The 17539-nt window shown below is 69.5% G+C and carries 12 protein-coding genes; 3 read left to right on the plus strand and 9 right to left on the minus strand.

Annotation, left to right across the window (positions count from 1 at the left end):
* Positions 1 to 27: 27 nt before the first annotated feature.
* The 3 genes from BM290_RS20525 to BM290_RS20535 are packed head-to-tail and all read right to left on the minus strand — an operon-like array spanning position 28 to position 3424.
* Complete coding sequence (locus BM290_RS20525) at positions 28 to 876, minus strand: ABC transporter permease (protein WP_093616408.1); 849 nt, start codon at positions 874 to 876, stop codon at positions 28 to 30.
* A gap of 5 nt (positions 877 to 881) precedes the next feature.
* Positions 882 to 1796, minus strand: a complete 915-nt coding sequence (locus BM290_RS20530; RefSeq protein ID WP_239143615.1) for an ABC transporter permease — start codon at positions 1794 to 1796, stop codon at positions 882 to 884.
* Positions 1793 to 3424 (minus strand): ABC transporter substrate-binding protein, encoded by a 1632-nt coding sequence (locus tag BM290_RS20535; protein ID WP_093616410.1) that lies wholly within the window; start codon positions 3422 to 3424, stop codon positions 1793 to 1795. The genes BM290_RS20530 and BM290_RS20535 overlap by 4 nt, the downstream gene beginning before the upstream one ends.
* A gap of 127 nt (positions 3425 to 3551) precedes the next feature.
* On the opposite strand from BM290_RS20535, the gene BM290_RS20540 reads away from it, so the two are divergent.
* Complete coding sequence (locus tag BM290_RS20540; RefSeq protein WP_307837942.1) at positions 3552 to 5408, plus strand: sulfatase-like hydrolase/transferase; 1857 nt, start codon at positions 3552 to 3554, stop codon at positions 5406 to 5408.
* Positions 5409 to 5433: 25 nt separating this feature from the next.
* Here BM290_RS20540 and BM290_RS50700 read toward each other — a convergent pair whose 3' ends face one another.
* Complete coding sequence (locus BM290_RS50700; RefSeq protein ID WP_275413281.1) at positions 5434 to 5559, minus strand: hypothetical protein; 126 nt, start codon at positions 5557 to 5559, stop codon at positions 5434 to 5436.
* Positions 5560 to 5728: 169 nt separating this feature from the next.
* Positions 5729 to 6334: a TetR/AcrR family transcriptional regulator gene (locus tag BM290_RS20545; RefSeq protein WP_093616412.1), complete on the minus strand. Its 606-nt coding sequence runs from the start codon at positions 6332 to 6334 to the stop codon at positions 5729 to 5731.
* Between the two features lie 140 nt (positions 6335 to 6474).
* On the opposite strand from BM290_RS20545, the gene BM290_RS20550 reads away from it, so the two are divergent.
* Together BM290_RS20550 and BM290_RS20555 are read left to right on the plus strand one after the other, a co-directional pair.
* Positions 6475 to 7638: an acyl-CoA dehydrogenase family protein gene (locus tag BM290_RS20550; RefSeq protein ID WP_093616414.1), complete on the plus strand. Its 1164-nt coding sequence runs from the start codon at positions 6475 to 6477 to the stop codon at positions 7636 to 7638.
* 15 nt (positions 7639 to 7653) lie between these two features.
* A complete protein-coding gene (locus BM290_RS20555) occupies positions 7654 to 8736 on the plus strand; it encodes a CaiB/BaiF CoA transferase family protein (protein WP_093616416.1) in 1083 nt (360 codons plus the stop codon).
* Between the two features lie 3423 nt (positions 8737 to 12159).
* Here the strand turns inward: BM290_RS20555 and BM290_RS20560 are convergent.
* The 4 genes from BM290_RS20560 to BM290_RS20575 all read right to left on the minus strand — a co-directional run bounded on the left by BM290_RS20560 (position 12160) and on the right by BM290_RS20575 (position 17521).
* Positions 12160 to 13500, minus strand: coding sequence for a cellulase family glycosylhydrolase (locus tag BM290_RS20560; RefSeq protein WP_093616418.1), 1341 nt, complete (start codon positions 13498 to 13500; stop codon positions 12160 to 12162).
* A gap of 108 nt (positions 13501 to 13608) precedes the next feature.
* Positions 13609 to 14652 carry a GGDEF domain-containing protein gene (locus BM290_RS20565; protein ID WP_177319810.1) on the minus strand — a complete coding sequence of 348 codons (1044 nt, stop codon included), beginning with the start codon at positions 14650 to 14652 and terminating at the stop codon, positions 13609 to 13611.
* A 45-nt stretch (positions 14653 to 14697) separates the two neighbouring features.
* Positions 14698 to 15753: a GGDEF domain-containing protein gene (locus tag BM290_RS20570; RefSeq protein WP_177319811.1), complete on the minus strand. Its 1056-nt coding sequence runs from the start codon at positions 15751 to 15753 to the stop codon at positions 14698 to 14700.
* 208 nt (positions 15754 to 15961) lie between these two features.
* Positions 15962 to 17521 carry a methyl-accepting chemotaxis protein gene (locus BM290_RS20575; protein WP_093616424.1) on the minus strand — a complete coding sequence of 520 codons (1560 nt, stop codon included), beginning with the start codon at positions 17519 to 17521 and terminating at the stop codon, positions 15962 to 15964.
* Positions 17522 to 17539: the final 18 nt, after the last annotated feature.

Genomic DNA, 17539 nt, shown 5'->3' on the forward strand with positions numbered 1-17539 from the left:
GCCCTTGCTTCGCTGCGGTGCACTCGATCACGCCGGCCGCCCCTCGAACCGGTTCTGCAGATGCCGACCGATCACGGTGAGAGAGATGACGGTGGCGGTGACGGCCGCGCCCGGCAGCACCGACGCCCACCAGGCGATGTGCAGGTAGCCGCGGCCCTCGGAGAGCATCGCGCCCCACTCCGGCGACGGCGGCTGCGGCCCGAGGCCGAGGAAACTCAGGCCGGCCGCGATCAGCACCGCCTCGCCGAGCCCGATCATCGCCAGGACCGGGATCGGGCCGAGCACGTTGGGCAGCACGTGCCGCAGCACCAGCCGGACCCGCGACCCTCCGAACGCGACGGCGTGCGTGACGTACGCCGCCTGCCGCACCACCAGGGTCTGTGCCCGCACCACCCGGGCGTAGTGCGGTGTGGTGGCGATGCCGATCGCCACGACCAGGCTGGTCGTGCCGGTGCCCGCGATCGCGATGAACAGCAACGCCAGCAGCACCAGCGGAAACGCGGCGAGCGCGTCGAAACCCCGGCTCAGGGCCTCGTCGGCGACCCGGTGCGCGAGCCCGGCGATCAGCCCGAGCAGGATGCCCGCGCCGACCGCGATCACGGTGGCCGCCACGCCGATGCTCAGCGAGTGCCGGGCGCCGTGCACCACCCGGTCGAAGACGTCACGGCCCAGCTGGTCGGTGCCGAACCAGTGCTGCGCCGACGGCGCCTCCAGCACCCGCAGCGGATCGGCGGCCAGCGGGTCGCCGGCGAACAGCGCCGGCCAGATCACCGCGGCCAGCGCCAGGAGGAGGACGAGCCCGGCGGCGGCGAGGCCCGGCCGGGGCCGTCGCAGGGAAAGCCGGCGTGCCACCGGCCTGGGCAGAGCGAGGGTCACGCGACTCAGCTCCTTCGCAACCGTGGATCGATGACCAGATAGGCGAGATCGGCCGCTGTGTTGATCACGACGAAGGCGGCCGCCGCCAGGACCACCACGGCCAGCACCACCGGCATGTCGCCGTTGCCGACGGCCTGCAGGGTCACCTGCCCCAGCCCGGGCCGGCCGAAGACCTGCTCGATGATCACCGTGCCGCCGAGCAGAACCCCGGTGAGCCAGCCGAGCATGGTGACCGCCGGCATCAGCGCGTGCCGCAGCGCGTGCCGGATCAGGACCGCCCGTTCCCGCAGGCCACGGGCCCGCGCGGTGATCGCGAACGGCTCGTCCAGCGCCCGGTCCAGGCCGTCGCGCAGCACCTGGGCCAGCACCCCGGCGATCGGCAGGCCCATCGTGACCGCCGGCAGCACCAGCGCCGCCCAGCCCCGGTCACCGGAGACCGGGAACAGTCCGAACCGGAACGAGAACACGCTCAGCAGAACGATCCCGATCAGGAACGGCGGCGTCGACACGATGACCAGCTCGGCGGCCGAGCTGGCCCGGCGTGCCCACCGGTGCCGGGTGGTGACGGCCAGCACCAGGGCCAGGGCCACCCCGAAGACGGCCGCCGCCACGGCCAGCTTCAGCGTGGGCGGCACCTGGTCGCCGATCACCTCACCGACCGGCCGCTGCAGCAGGTAGGAGCGGCCCAGGTCGCCCTGCGCGGCCCGCCACAGGTAGTCCAGGTACTGCACGACGGCGGGCCGGTCCAGGTTCCACTCGGCGATGATCTGGGCACGGATCTGCGGGGTGTCGGCGCCGTCGCCGATCAGGCTGTCGACGATGTCGCCGGGGGCGGCCAGCAGCGCCAGGTACGCCGCCGTGGCCGCCGCCCAGAGCACCACCGCACCGGAGGCCACCCGCCGGGCGATCGCCCTGATCACTTGCTCAGCCAGAGGTTGTAGGCGCTACCCGGCACCCCGGCCGTCGGTTCGAAGCCCAGTCCGCCGACACCGGTGCCGGCGGCGACCTGGTCGGCGGGGGCGTACAGCGGCAGGACCAGCGCCTGGTCGGTGACGACCAGCCTTTGCACCTGCTGGTACGCGGCCTGCCGCCGCGCCTGATCCGGGCCGGCCTGACCGGCTTCGAGCAGCTTGTCCAGAGCCGGATCCGTGAACCCGGTGCGGTTGATCGCCCCACCGGAGTGCAGCAGCAGGTTGAGCGCCGCCCCGGCGTCGGTGTCGGCACGCGAGTTGTCGAACACCTCGTACTGCCCGTCGGCCAGCGCCTGGGTGGCGGTGCCCTGGTCGACCACGGCGACGTTCAGGTCGATGCTGGCGCTCTGCTTGACCTGCGCCTGCACGGCCTGCGCCAGCACGTCACGGCGGTCCCGGACGAACGGCGCCGACTGCACCAGCCGTACCGTCAGCCGTTTGCCGTCCCTGGTCCGGAATCCGTCCGCGTCCCGCGCCGTCCAGCCCGCCTCGTCCAGCAGCCGGTTGGCCTCGGCGGCATCGCCGCCGTAGGTCTTCTCCAGGGTCTTGTCATAGAACGGGCTGGTCGGCCCGATCACGCTCCACGCCCGGGTGGCGGTGCCCCGGTAGACGCCGGAGAGCACCGCGTCCACGTCGACGGCCTCCCGGAACGCCTGCCGCACCCGGAGGTCGTCGAACGGGGCGTGCGCGGTGTTGAAGTAGTACGCGTACGCCGAGCCGGAGTTCAGCCCCCGGCTGAGCGACAGCTGCGGGTTCGCGGTGATCAGCGCCTCGTCGGTGGCCGGCACCCCCTCGACGACCTGCACCTGCCCGGAGGTGAGCGCCCCGACCCGCACCGACGACTCCTTCAGGAACCGGTAGGTGATCCGGTCGAGGTAGGCCGGCCCGGTGTGCCCCGCGTTGGCGGGCGCCCAGTTGTAGGCCGGGTTCCTCGTGAACACGACCTCCTGCCCGGCGGTGTAGTGGTCCAGCACGAACGGGCCGGTGCCGGCCAGGTCGGGGCCGCCGGCCTTGAGGTTCTTCGCCTCCTTCAGCGACTTCGGCGACACCTGTGCGCCCTGCGGCGAGGAGAGGAAGTCGAGCAGCAGCACGTCCGGCTGCCTGAGGTGGAAGGTGACGGTCGCCGGGTCCACGACCTCGACCCTGTCCAGGTTGCGCAGCTGCACGGCCAGAACGGCCGGGTTGTACCCCTCGACGGAGAACTGGTCGATGTTCGCCTTGACGGCCCCGGCGTCGAATTTCGTGCCGTCGCTGAACGTCACGTCCGTACGCAACGTGAAGGTGTAGGTCTTGCCGTCGGCCGACACCTCGTGGCCGGTGGACAGCCACGGCAGGTAACCGCCCTGGCCGTCGTGGGTGAGCAGGGCCTCGAAGGTGTTCCAGACCAGCAGGCGGGCCTTGGCCTGGGCGTACTGGTGCGGGTTGAAGGTGATCGGCTCGGTCTCGACGGCCCAGGTCAGCGATCCGCCGCTGACCGGCTGGCCGGCCTCGGCGCCCGCCTGAGGTGTTCCGGACGAGCAGGCGGTGAGGACGAGGGCGAGAGCGATGGCGGCGACGGCGGGCCGGGTACGGCGCATGGGCGGTTCCTCCTCTACCACTTTTCCTATCGTTCCTATAGGAAATTGGCAAGAGGCTGAGACCCTGGACACCCAACTTCTCGACCTTCCGCTGAACCATCCCGCGGCGGCATGCGTGTCCCATGACGTGCAGCCGACAGACCTCGCCGACCCGACACAGAACCCCGACGCGGAGGAGCCGACGCCACCGACCTCACCCGTCACCCCGGTCTCCTCGGTCGCCTCGGAGGCTCCGGACAGCTCGGATGCCTCGGAGGACTCGGTCGCCCTGGTCGACTCGGATGCCTCGGAGGACGAGCCGGCCGAGCCCGCCGTCGAGGAGCCGGCCGGCCGGGCGCCGGGACGGATCCGGCGGATCCTGCGCTCGCCGGGCATGTCGTACGCACTCAACATCCTGGCCGGCGGGCTCGTCTTCGTCGCCCTGCTCTACCCGAACGTCCTGCGCCGGCTCACCCTCGGCAACTTCGCCCGCATCCCGATCGAGGCCGCGTTCGGCATCCTCCTGCTGATCGTGCTGCCCCGCCGGCCCCGCCTGGTCGTCGGCTCGATCCTCGGCGCCGGCCTCGGCTGGCTGCTCATCCAGAAGAGCCTCGACATGGGCTGGTTCAAGACCCTCGCCCGCCCCTTCGACGTGATCCTCGACTGGGAGCTCTTCGACGACACGTTCAACTTCATCCGCGACTCGTACGGCGCGTTCGGCGCCTACGGTGCCGCGATCGGCGCCGTAGTGCTCGCCATCGGCGTCGTCGCCCTGATGATCTGGGCCGTGCTGCGCCTCGCCGCCCTGATCACCGAGCACCGCCGCCGCTCCGCCCTGGCCGCCGCCGGCATCGCGTCCGCCTGGATGCTGTCGCTGGCCCTCGGCTTCCAGCTCCTCCCGGCCGTCCCGGTCGCCGCACGCACCTCGGTCACCTACGCCTGGGACCGCGCCTGGCAGGCCAAGGAGGGCATCGCCAACGAGGCCGCGTTCGCCGACGAGATCAAGACCGACCCGTACAAGGACGTGCCCGCCGACCAGATCCTCACCGCCCTGCGCGGCAAGGACGTCATGATCACCTTCGTGGAGAGCTACGGCCGCAACGCCGTCGAGTCGCCCAGCCTGGCCGCCGGCACCGCCGCCGTGCTCGAGGACGGCGACGCCACCCTCAAGGCCGCCGGCTTCTCCGCACGCAGCGGCTGGCTCACCTCACCCACGTTCGGCGGCAACAGCTGGCTCGCCCACTCCACCACGCTGTCCGGACTGTGGATCAACAACCAGTCCCGGTACCGCAACCTCACCTCGAGCGACCGGCTCACCATCCCGTACGCCATGCAGAAGGCCGGCTGGGACACCGTCAGCGTCATGCCCGGCGCCACCCGCGCCTTCCCCGAGGGCAAGTTCTACGGCTACAACCGGATCTGGGACTCCCGCAACCTCTCCTACCAGGGTCCGCGGTTCAGCTGGGCGCAGATGCCCGACCAGTACACGCTCAAGCAGTTCACCGAGGTCGAGTACAACAAGCCCGGCCGCAAGCCGCTGATGGTCGAGATGCCGCTCATCTCCAGCCACACCCCGTGGGCCCCGATCCCCACCTTCATCGACTGGGACCAGGTCGGCGACGGCTCCGTCTACAACGCGATCGCCGCCGACGGCGCCCAGAAGGCCGACATCTGGTCCAGCGCCGCGAAGGTCCGCCGGGAGTACGGCAAGTCGATCCGCTACACCCTGACCACCCTGATCTCGTGGATCGAGAAGTACGGCAACGACAACCTGGTCCTCGTCTTCCTCGGCGACCACCAGCCGTCCAGCGTCGTCACCGGCGACAACGCCAGCCACGACGTCCCGATCACGATCGTCGCCAAGGACCCGGCCGTCCTCGACCGCATCACCGGCTGGAACTGGACCCCCAGCCTCAAGCCGGCCCCCGACGCCCCGGTCTGGCCGATGAACACCTTCCGCGACCGCTTCTTCACCGCCTTCGGCCCCAACGGCGGCAGCCACTGAGCCAGGTGTGCGGCGCCGGTCCCGGTCACTCCAGGCGCCGCACACCGCCTGCCCCGGCCAGATGCTCCCGCAGCCGCTCGTGCCGGAACTGGTACACCGCACCGTTGCGCCGCAACACTCCACGCCGCGCCGCCTCCGCCAGGAACGGCATCGACATCGCTCCTGTCGTGCGACATCGGGAACGTCGTCGTCAGATCGACGACGAGGAATCAGCGCTACCACCAGGCGGCCCCGAACCCGCCGACCACCCTCCGCAGGACACGCCGCCGTGGCCCCATCCGCTAGAACATCCTAGGAGGCTAGTTCAAAAGCGGGACCGATCAGTCTGCCGAACGGAACACCCGGTCCACCAGCGCCACCAGCGACGTGGCCAGCAGCGAGTGCACCTGCTCGCGCGTCAGCACCCCACGCTGCAGCCACTCCTGAGCGGTCCAGATCGCGAGGCCGACATACGACCGGGCCATCCCCCGCAGCGCCGGTGACGGATCGTCGCCCATTCCCACCGCACGCAGCACACCGGCCGCGGCGACATCAACCGCCTCGGCGATCACGGCGTTCACGTCGGCGTCACCGGCCATCCCGCCGGCGCCGGTGGCGGCCAGCCAGGACGTGCTGTGCCGGGAGACCACGTCGAGGAACCAGCTGACGATGGAATCGACCCGTTCGGGCAGTTCGCCCTCGGGAAGCTGCTCCAGCGCCACTTCGGGCACCGTCAGCATGACGCGCACCACTTCGAGGTAGAGGTCCTTTTTCGTACCGAAATAGTGGTTGACCAGGCCCCGGGCGACGCCGGCGTCCCGGGCGACGTCCGTGGTGGAGACGTCGGCGTAGGGTTTCGACCCGAACAGGCGGATCGCGACCGACAGGATCTGTTCGCGCCGGGCGTCCGGTTCCAGCCGGCGCCGGCGTATCGCCTCGACACTCACCCGCCCGACCTTACGGCACGTCGATCGATACCGTTCCGAGATGCCCGGGTTGTCGATGTTCCCATCGGCGCAAACGATGAATCGCGGCAATTCATACGCGGCTTGTTGACACATCGCCAATAGTGCTCGATGGTGGGTCGATGCCGACGCCTGGACTGGACGGTTATGTCGAACCGTGGCGCAAGCCGGAACACGACGACCTGGCCGAACTCGCGCGCACCTTCTTCACCAAGGAGGTGCTGCCGCACGCCGCACGCCTGGAGCAGCAGGGCCACCCGGACCGCGAGCACTACCGCCGGGCCGGCGAGCTGGGCCTGCTGGGCCTCTCCATGCCGGAGGAGTACGGCGGTGGTGGCGGCGACTTCACCCACGAGGCCACGCTGTTGCACGAGCAGACCCTGGCCGGCGAGGGTAGCCTCGGCATCGCCGTGCACAGCGGCATCGTCACCGGCTACATCAACGACTACGGCTCCGAGGAGCAGAAACGTCGCTGGCTGCCGGGCCTGGTGAGCGGCGAGCTGGTCGGCGCGATCGGCATGACCGAGCCCGACGGCGGCTCCGATGTGCAGGCGATCCGCACCCGCGCGGTCCGTGACGGCGACGATTATGTGGTGACGGGTTCGAAGACGTTCATCACCAACGGGATCCTTGCGGACCTGTTGGTCCTGGCGGTGAAGACCGACACGTCCGCACGTGCGCACGGCATCTCGCTGCTGGTGTGCGAGCTGACCGGCGACCCGGCCGGCTTCCGGCGCGGCCGCAAGATCGAGAAGATCGGCCTGCACTCCAACGACACGGCCGAGTTGTTCTTCGACGACTTCCGGGTTCCCGCCGCGAACCTCTTGGGGACCGAGGGGTCCGGTTTCATCCAGATGATGCAGCAGCTCCCGCAGGAGCGGCTGGTCATCGGGGTCGGCGCGGTGGCGGCCATGCAGCGGGCCGTCGAGCTGGCCGTCGCGTACGCCAAGGAGAGGGTCGCCTTCGGCAAGCCGCTGCTCGGCCACCAGAACACCCGCATGGTCCTGGCCGAGGTGGCGACGCGTACCCGCGTGTCCCGGGCGTTCCTGGACGACTGCATCCAGCGGCACGCCCGCGGCGAACTGGACGTGGCGACCGCCGCGATGGCGAAGCTGTACCTGACCGAGGGCCAGTGCGAGGTCGTCGACAGGTGCCTGCAGATCTTCGGCGGTTACGGGTACACCACCGAGTACCCGATCGCGAAGATGTACGCGGACGCGCGGGTCCAGAAGATCTACGGCGGCACCAACGAGATCATGAAGGAGCTGATCTCCCGTGTCCTGTGACAGCGGGCTCCCCCGATGACCGCCCTCGCCGGCATCCGGGTCGTGGAGCTGTCCGGCCTGGCGCCGGCCCCGTTCGGGTGCATGGTCCTGGCGGATCTCGGCGCCGACGTGGTGCTGGTGGAACGTCCCGGTGGCAACGGACCGGCCGGTCCGCCTCCGGGACCGCTGCAGCGCGGGCGCCGTACCGTAACGATCGATCTGAAATCCGAAGCCGGCGTCGCCGAGCTGCTCGCCCTGGCCGGGAGGGCCGACGTCCTGGTCGAGGGTTTCCGCCCCGGCGTGGCCGAGCGCCTGGGCTTCGGCCCCGACGTCTGCGAGCGGCTCAACCCCGGCCTGATCTACGCGAGGATGACCGGCTGGGGCCAGGAGGGCCCGCTGGCCGCCGCGGCCGGCCACGACATCGACTACATCGCGATCGCCGGCGCCCTCGACCCGCTGGGCCGCGCCGGCGAGAAGCCGCACGCCCCCGTCAACCTGCTCGGCGACTTCGCCGGCGGCGGCATGCTCCTGGCCGTGGGCGTCCTGGCCGCCCTGGTCGAACGCTCCCGCTCCGGCCGTGGCCAGGTCGTCGACGCCGCCATGGTCGACGGATCATCGCTGCTGATGACGTTCATCCACGGCATGTCCGCAGCCGGCCGCTGGCCCGGCCCGCGAGGCCGCAACCTGCTCGACGGCGGCGCTCCCTTCTACGACACGTACCAGGCCTCCGACGGCGGTCACCTGGCCGTCGGCTCGCTGGAACCCCAGTTCTACGCCGCGTTGCTGAAAGGCCTCGACCTGGCCGACGACCCGGACCTCCCCGGCCAGTTCGACTTCGCCGCCTGGCCGGAACTCCGGCGCCGCTTCACCGAACGCTTCCTGCAGAAGACCCGCGACGAATGGGCGGCCATCTTCGAGCCCCTCGACGCGTGCGTCACCCCCGTCCTCTCCCTGACCGAGGCGCCGCTGCACCCACACAACGAGGCTCGGAAGGCGTTCATCGAGGTGGGCGGCGTGGTCCAGCCGGCGCCGGCGCCACGCTTCCAGCGCACCCCGGCCGAGATCCCGGCCCCACCGCAGGCGTCGACGGTCCAGGAGATCCTCACCTCCTGGTCCTGACCGCGACGGTACGAACCACACCTCGCCCCACCGCAGCCGGCCCGGACCCGCCCCACCACGCAAGGTGGTTGCCGGGCCCGGACCGACCCGCCTCCACCGGGCCGAATGCGGCCCAAGACGCTCCCCCACCCCAAGTCCCGTCTCCGTTGCGGCCCCACCTCCCCTTCTCCTTCGCCTCCGCCCTCCGCACCGCTTCTCCTCCGCCACCGCCTTCCTCGCCGCTTCTCCTTCGCCCTCCCCTCCGCTTCCCCTTCTCCTTCGCCCTCTCCACCGCTTCCCCTTCTCCTTCACCCTCTCCACCGCTTCCCCTTCTCCTTCACCCTCTCCACCGCTTCCCCTTCTCCTTCGCCCTCTCCACCGCCTTCCTCTCCGTCTCTCCTCCGCCACCGCCTCCCTCTCCGCTTCTTTCCCCGCTGCCTCCTTCGCCGCCACCGCCACCGCCGCCGCCGCCGCCGCCGCCGCCGAAAGATAAAAATCGAGCCATTCCGCTATCGCAAGGAAAATATCCCCCAAACAACTGACAGGACTGGAAGGTCACTACGCAAAATCGAAATCCACCCGCGCGCACAGCAATTCGACCCAGATTTGACCTCAACCACAGAAGGGTGATAGAAACGATCCCATTCCCGATCGACTTCCTCGCGTGAAACCTCAGCCACAATCCTGCACCGGCCACCCGAATCAATAACCTCCAACGCCAACACAGCCAGAGCCGTAACAACCTCCACAGCCGCGCCCCAGCGAAGCGCCCAACGCAAGCGTTCAATCCGCCTCCGGCAACACACAGAACCAGCCACCGTCGCAGAGAAGAAAACAACGGAATCTGCGCACAATCCAGCAACAAATCCGAACATCGCCCAGAAAGAAGCCGAGTCAATCTCTCAAACCGCCGAACAGTAGCAACCGGCCACATAACGCAAGCCGATCGCGCGTCAGCCCCAATCACCAGGCCAGACGCCTGCAGCACGTTAAGTACAAGCACCTTCGCCGAGGGCGACACGCCAAGAGTCGACATCTCGACGGATGGCCGCACTACAGCAGACGGTCCCGGAACGGCAGACAGCGGCGGAACAGCTGACGGCCCTGCAGAAGAAGGCGCAACCATCGCGAGACCTGCAGGTGATCGGCCCAGAGGCGACTCGCTGAACGGCACCTGATCGACCGACACCTGGCACAAGGTCAACGGGTCGCCGGACGATAAGTCCGCAGTAGACACAGGCACCGCAGACGAGCAAGCCGCAGGCCAGCGATCCGCACTCGCGCAGCCCTCAGACGAACGATCCACAGACAAGAAGCCAACGGCCAGGCGCCCCGTGAACGAGCGGTCCCCAGACGAGCAGCTCGCGGTCAAGAAGCCCGCAAGTAAGCAACCCGCCGATGAGCGGCCCACGGACGGACGGCCCACGAGCAAGCGCCCTGCGAACAGGCGTTCCACAAACGAGTGGCCCGACGGTGAGCAATCCCAAAACCAGCTGACCAAAGACGAGCGGCCCGCGGACGAGAGACTCGCAGGCAAGCTGGCGACAGACGAGCAGTCCGCGGGCGAGCGGCCTGGGGTCGAGCGGCCTGGCGACAGACGGTCAACAGACGAGCGGTCCGCAGGCAAGCGATCTACAAATGCGCAATTTGCAAGCGAGCGACCTGCAAGCGAGCGACCTGCAGGCGGGCGACCTGCAGGCGGACGAGTCAGAGAGTGAAGTACTCCGTGCGGTGCTGGTGACGGGTCCCGAGGCGGGCGCCCAGACGCCGAGGAAGGCACAGTCGGCGATGCGACGGATGGCTGCCGAGACTCCGGAACCGCGTGCGATGCAGCCGGCGAATCGGAACGCTTCGCACCTTCGGGCGTTGGCGAGCTTGCGGCCTCGCGGATGCGTCGAAGCTTCTCGGCATGGCGCCGTTGCAATCCCCACGCGCGATGACGCTCGTGCTCACGCCGAAACTCTTCTCTGGCGGCTGAATAGTTCCGCGACGCGGTTCGGTCACGCATCGTAGAAACCTCTGCCCGACTGAACAACGACATCTGCGCCATGCCTAGATTCTCTCGCGCCCCCATACGAGAATGTCAGTATTTGATCATGCCAAACCAGATTCTCATCAAAATCGGATATCGCCATGATCTCACCAGCTACCCGACCTCGAAAAAGAGTGATCCTCGGCACAACAATTATGGGTGACGACGGCCGGAGACCACGAGTTTGCGGATGAATCTGTCAATACTTTCAGCTCGTCTTAGCAAGATGGCCGACGAGGGCGTCAGCGGGACGGAAATCGGTTGCAAAGAACTGACGAAAAAGCACAACAGCATGACAGCCCAAAGAGGATCACCGACGGCGCGGCGACAAAGGGGGTGAAGGAGGCGACAAGGAGATGCTTGCTCGACGGAATTCGAAGGGAACATCCCGACAGCAGCAATGGAAACCAGCAACGCGACGGCATGGAACCCGGAAGTGGCGACCCTCGCCGTCAGCACGCCAGCCCTCCCGATGGCAGCCAACGAGGGAGCCGGCCAGCGGAATCGACGCAGGCGACGAACACCCGGCAGGAGGAGCCCGCCGACGAAAGGAGACGGCCGACAGGACGAAAGGAGACGGCCGACAGGAGAAGACAGCCGGCAGGAGGAAGGTGGCCAGTAGCAGGAGACCGCCAACAGGAGACAGCCAGCAACAGGAGACAGCCGGCAGGAGAAGACGGCCGACAGGAGAAGACGGCCGACGGGAGAAGACCACCAACAGGAGACAGCCAGCAGACGGAGGCGGCCGCCCGAGACCAGGCTCCGGAGGTATGGAAGTTCAACGGAACCGAGAGCCAGGGATACCCGGGGACGCGAGAAGGGGCGGCGACCACAGTCGCTTGGCTCAGCAAGACCGCCAGCCGCAAGCGGCTGAGGCCAAAGCGGCCGCGAACAGGCAGCACCTCAACCCAGAAGACCGCCAACCGGGAGCGGCAGGCAGGGACTGAACCGCCAGGACCGCCGACCAGGAGCGGCAGGCAGAGACTGAACCGCCAGGACCGCCGACCAGGAGCGGCAGGCAGAGACTGAACCGCCAGGACCGCCGACCAGGAGCGGCAGGCAGAGACTGAACCACGAGGACCGCCAACCGGAAGCGGCAGGCAGAGACTCAACCGCCAGGACCGCCAACCGGAAGTGGACCGAGAGGACCGCCGCCCGCCAGGCGGCAGGGGAACCGCCGGCGGGGGTGCGTGAGGGGACCAGAGTGTGGGGCCGGTCAGGGGCTCGCCGCCGTCGCCCACCCCACGTGGGGGCGGTGGTGAGCCCCTGACCGGGTGTTTCTGTGCAGGGGATGTGTTGGTAGAGAGGGTGTATCCTGCGCCGGGGCGGGCGCGCCTGCCGGACATCCTACATGGGAGCGCTCCCAAAGCAACCGGACCGGCCGGGAGAACGACCGGCCGGGCCGGTTGGGATCAGCTGGCGGCGCAGGTCAGCGTGGGTACGCTGTTGTTTCCCGTCCAGGAGCCGAGGAAACCGAAATTGGTGCTCGCGCCGGCGCCCAAGGATCCGTTCCAGGCGGCGTTGCGGGCGGTCACCGTGGTTCCGCTGCTGGTGACGGTCGCGCCCCAGGCGTTGCTCACGGTCTGGCCGTTGGCGTACGTCCAGGTCACCGTCCACCCCTTGATCGCCGCGCTGCCCGCGGTGACCTTGACGTCGCCCTGGAATCCGCCGGCCCACTGGCCGGTGACCGCATAGGTGGCGGTGCAGGCGCCGGCCGGGGTCGACGGGGACGGCGACGGGGAGGAGGGCGACGGCGCGGGCGAGCTGGGCTGCACCCCGCCGAAGATGGTGGCCTCCTTGCTGGTGGCCTTCAGACCGTTGGGTCCGTTGACGATGCGCTGCCCCCAGGTCGTGAGGGACGCCGCGTTGAAGCTGTTCGTCATGTCGAGGATCGGGTCGGTGTTGCCGGCCCACGACCACCCGAGGTATCCGATGCCGCGGGCCTGTGCCTCGGCCATCAGCGTGGTGTCGTCCACCTCGCCGGAGGCGAACTGCCAGCCGAACTCGCCGATGACGAGCGGCCAGTTGTTGTTCTGGAACACGTCGAGGTAGTTGCGGATCGACGCGGCGGTGTTGAACACGGCGTACATGTGGATGGAGAGCACCGTGTTGTCGAGGGTGTCGGCGTCCAGGACCGTCTGCGCGTTGTCGCGCATGGTGTACTGCCAGTCCTGTCCCCAGTTCGGGGCGTCGACCATGAGCAGGTGCTGGAAGCCGTTGCTGCGCATCTTCTGGACGGCGGCGACGGTGGCGGCGGTCCACTGGCCGGGGTTGGTGTTGCCGATCGGCTCGTTGCCGATGTTGATGACGACGTAGTTCTCCTGGCCCTGGAGCACGCTCTTCAGCGAGATCCAGTAGTTGACGGCCTGGTCGAGGGTGTAAGCGGCGCCGTCCTCGCCGTACCCCGTGGTGTCGTGGTCCTCCAGGACGCAGATCAGCCTGTTCGCCTTGCACAGGTTGATCACGTTGGTGACGTCGGCGGCGGTGTTGGCGGTCCAGCGGCCGCCGCTGAGGACGACCCGGACCGTGTTCGCGCCGGCCGCCTTCATGTCGGCGAACGATCCGGTCTGCCCGGCGTACCAGGTGTGCATGTGGTTGATGCCGCGCATGACGAACGTGCTGCCGTTGGCCTCGACGATGTTCCGGCCGCTGATGTGCAGGCCGGTGGCGGCGTAGGCGGGGGTGACGACGGTCAGCACTGCTGCGGTGAGGGTGACGAGGACTGCGGCGATCGTGGTCAGTCTTCTCTTCATGACCTGCCTCTTGAGGGGGGAATGTAACGGCGTTCACTGAACGCCCCGCCCCGGGCAGTTGTTAACGGCACGTTACCCGCCCACCTGTCGCATCGCAATGGATCGATGTCAGGCGGCCCGCCGGGCCTGCTTCTCCCGGTACATGGCGGCGTCGGCCTCGGCGGTGAGCGCGTCGAGCCCCGCTTCGCCGCCGGCCGGGCGCAGCGCCACGCCGATGCTGACGCCGACCGTGACCACGATGCCGTCGCCGAGGTCGGCGGGCCGGCGGATCGCGTCGCGGATGCGCTCGCAGGCGGCGGCGACCGCGCCCGCTCCGGCGCCGGGCAGCAGGATCAGGAACTCGTCGCCGCCGAGCCGCCCGGCGGTCACTCCGGGGCCGCCGGCCTCGGTGACCCGGACCGCCACCTCGTGCAGCAGCCGGTCCCCCGCCGCGTGCCCGTACGTGTCGTTGACCTGCTTGAATCCGTTGAGGTCGAGCAGCAGGACACCGAGCGCGCCACCGGTGAGCCGGGAGGCGTACTCGTCGAGGTGGGCCCGGTTGGGCAGGCCGGTGAGCCCGTCGTGGGTGGCCTGGTGCTGCAGCGCCCGCCGGGTTTCCTGCAGGGTGGTGAGCTGCCGGGCGAACGCGGTCGACTGGGAACCGGCGATGATCGCGGTCATCGCGCTGGTGCCGAGCACGAAGGCGGTGTCCGGCGAGTCCGGCACGAGCAGGACGAACGCCGCCGAGGTGGCCACGAAGGTGAGGAGGGCGCCGAGGAACTGGTGCCGGACCGCGGCGATGGAGATGCTGAGACCCAGCAGTGGCCAGGTGGTCTGGGTGAAGTCGCGTTCCGACACGGCCACGAAGGCGACGATCGTCACCGTGTCGAGCAGCACCTGCAGGGCGCTCCACAGCGGGTACCGGCGTGAGCAGGGGTTACGGGCGGCGAGGACGGCCAGCACGTTCGCCCCGGACATGAGCCCGAGCACGAGCCGGCAGACGGTGGCCATGTCGTCGCTGAGGACCAGCGGCGCGAGGTCGGTCACGCCGCTCATGTAGACCGCGGTGAGCAGCAGCCCGAGGGATCGGGAGGCCAGTCCGGCGGCTTCGACGGTACGCCGGCGCGATCGCATGGAGTCGTCGACCACCGGCACGGCCCCTCTGCCGATCACCCTCATGTGCCTCCCATCGGCGGTGACGGCCCTCACCTTGAGGAGTCAGGCCGCCCGAGATCGGCCCCGTTTGTCGCGGTACATCCCGGCATCGGCCTCGGCGGTCAGCGTGTCCAGATCGGCGGGGCAGTCCCTGGGCCGCAACGCCACGCCGGCGCTGACCCCGACGGTGACCGCACGCCCGGCGCCGATGTCGACCGGCCGGCGGATCGCGTCGTGGATGCGGACCATCACCCGGGCGGCGACGGCGCTGTCCGCGTCCGGCAGCAGCACCAGGAACTCGTCGCCGCCGAGCCGTCCGGCCAGCCCGTCGCCGCCGAGCGCGACGGTCAGCCGGGCGCCGATCTCGTGCAGCAGCAGGTCGCCGGCGGCGTGCCCGTGTTCGTCGTTGACCTGCTTGAACCCGTTGAGGTCGAGCAGCAGCACGCCGAAGGGGCGGCCGGTGTGCCGGTCGGCGTAGGCGGCGAGGTGGGCCCGGTTCGGCAGGCCGGTGAGCCCGTCGTGGGTGGCCTGGTGCTGCAGGGCGTGCCGGGTCTCGTCGAGTGCCCGGAGGTGGCGGTCCAGCGCCGACGACTGGGTGCCGGTGATCACCGCGATCATGAAGCCGACGACGATCAGGTAGAACAGATCGTGCGAGCCGGGCGCCAGCAGCGCGAAGCCCAGGGTGGTGGCCGCGAAGACCATCAGGGCGCCGACGATCCGATGCCGTACGGCGGCCACCGCGATCGCCGGGGCCAGCAGCGGCCAGGTGGTCTCGGCGGTCTCCCGCGACGCGAGGGCCACGATCGCGGTGATCGTCGCGGTTTCGATCACGCTCTGCCCGGCGCTGAGCCAGGGGTACCACCTCGATGCCGGGCGGCGCCGGCCGAGGTGGGCCAGCACGTTCGACACGCCCATCGTGACGACGCCCGCCCAGCAGACGAAGCGCATGTCGGCGCTGGCCACGGCGGCCGCTCCGGCGCCGATCCCGGCCGCGGCCACGCCGGTGGAGATCAGCCCGAAGCTGCGGGCCACGAGAGCGCCGGTCTCGATGGTGCGCCGCCGCCGCGAGAGCCCGTCGTCGTCCACCGGGGCGGCTGAGCGCTGAGGCAGCGTAGGCATGGGCCCTCCGATCGGCAGACCACCGCGGCCCCTGAGAGAAGCGGACCACCGCGGCCCCTGAGAGAAGCGAACCACCGCGGCCCCTGAGAGAAGCGAACCACCGCGGCCCCTGAGAGAAGAGGAAAGCGGACCACCGCGAGCCAGGAGGAAAGCGGCGGGGCCGGTCACCGCAATGGCGACCGGCCCCGCCGGAAGGACGAGCGAGACGTCAGAACTTGAAGGCGCCGACCAGGTTGCGCAGCTCATCGGCGGTACGGGAGACCGCCGCGCTGGCCTCGCGGGTCTGCGTGACGCCGCCGACGGTGGCCGCGCTGGCCGAGGAGACGTCGCTGATGTTGGCGGCGATCCGGCTGGAGCCGGCGGCGACCTCGGCGATGCTGCGGCTCATCTCGCCGGTGGTGGCGGTCTGCTCCTCCACCGCCGAGGCGATGGTGGTCTGGAAGTCGTTGATCTGCGCGATGACCTCGGAGATGCGGTTGATGACCTCGACCGCGCCGCCGGTGTCCTGCTGGATGGCGTTGACCCGGCTGTGGATGTCCTCGGTGGCGCGGGCGGTCTCCTGGGCCAGGTCCTTGACCTCGCTGGCGACCACGGCGAAGCCCTTGCCGGCGTCTCCGGCGCGAGCCGCCTCGATGGTGGCGTTGAGAGCGAGCAGGTTGGTCTGCTCGGCGATCGAGGTGATCAGCTTGATCACGTTGCCGATCTCGGCGGACGACTCGCCGAGCTGGCGGATCGTGTCGGTGGCGCGGGCGGCCTCGGTGACGGCGATCGACGCGATCTGGGCGGCCTCGCTGGTATTGCGGGAGATCTCCCGGATCGACAGGCCCATCTCCTCGGAGCCGGCGGCGACGGTCTGCACGTTGCGGGAGATCTCGTCGGCCTCGGTGGCGGCGGAGGAGCTCTGCCGGTCGGTGTTGTCGACGGCGTCGGCGATCTGCCCGGAGACCCCGGCGAGCTGGTTCGACGCGGTGGCGAGCTTGTCGGCGTCACCGGCGATGGTCTGCATCGAGGTGCGCAGCTTGTCGAGGGAGCGGTCCAGGCCGGCGGCCATGACACCGAACTCGTCGCGGCTGGTGATGCCGCTGCGGACGGTGAGGTCGCCCTTGTCGAGGGCGTCGATGACCTTGCCGAGCTCGCGGATCGGGCCGAGGATCGAGCGGACCAGCGGGATCGCCATGCCGATCAGCACGACCAGACCGATGCCGGCCACGATGATCGCGATGGTACGGGTGCCGGACACCGCCTTCAGCATCTCGGCCTTCTGCTCGGTGATGGCGGCCTCCACCTTCTCGGTGAGGGCGTCGAGCTGGTCGTCGGTCTTGTTGTTGGCCTCGGGGATCTCGTCGATCCGGCCGAGAACCGACTTGGGGTCGGCCACACCGTCGGTGACGAACTTGCTGATGAACTCGCCGAACGCCACGAAGTCCGGGCGGTCGCCCTGGAACTCCGTGAGCATCGCGGCAGGAAGGCCGCACTCCACGACCTTGTCCGCGGCCTCGGTCGACGACGCCACGTCGTCGACCACGTCCTGGCTGACGTCCTGGCCCAGAGCGGCCCGGTAGGCGTCGACCTTGAGCTCGCTCTGCCGGTTGTTCAGGTGGTTGATCGCGGCGAGGCAGGCCTCCAGGCTGCGCATCTCCTCGGCCTGGGTGCTCAGGGTCGACTGGCTGGTCAGGGTGATGGCGGCCAGGCCGCCGAGCGCGACGGCCCCGGTGACGACGATCACCCCCAGCCGCTTGGCCGTGCCGATGTTCTGAATCGCCCGCATCTGCCCTCCTTAGCATCC

The sequence above is a fragment of the Actinoplanes philippinensis genome (assembly GCF_900113015.1).
GTDB classification, from domain to species: Bacteria; Actinomycetota; Actinomycetes; order Mycobacteriales; family Micromonosporaceae; genus Actinoplanes; species Actinoplanes philippinensis.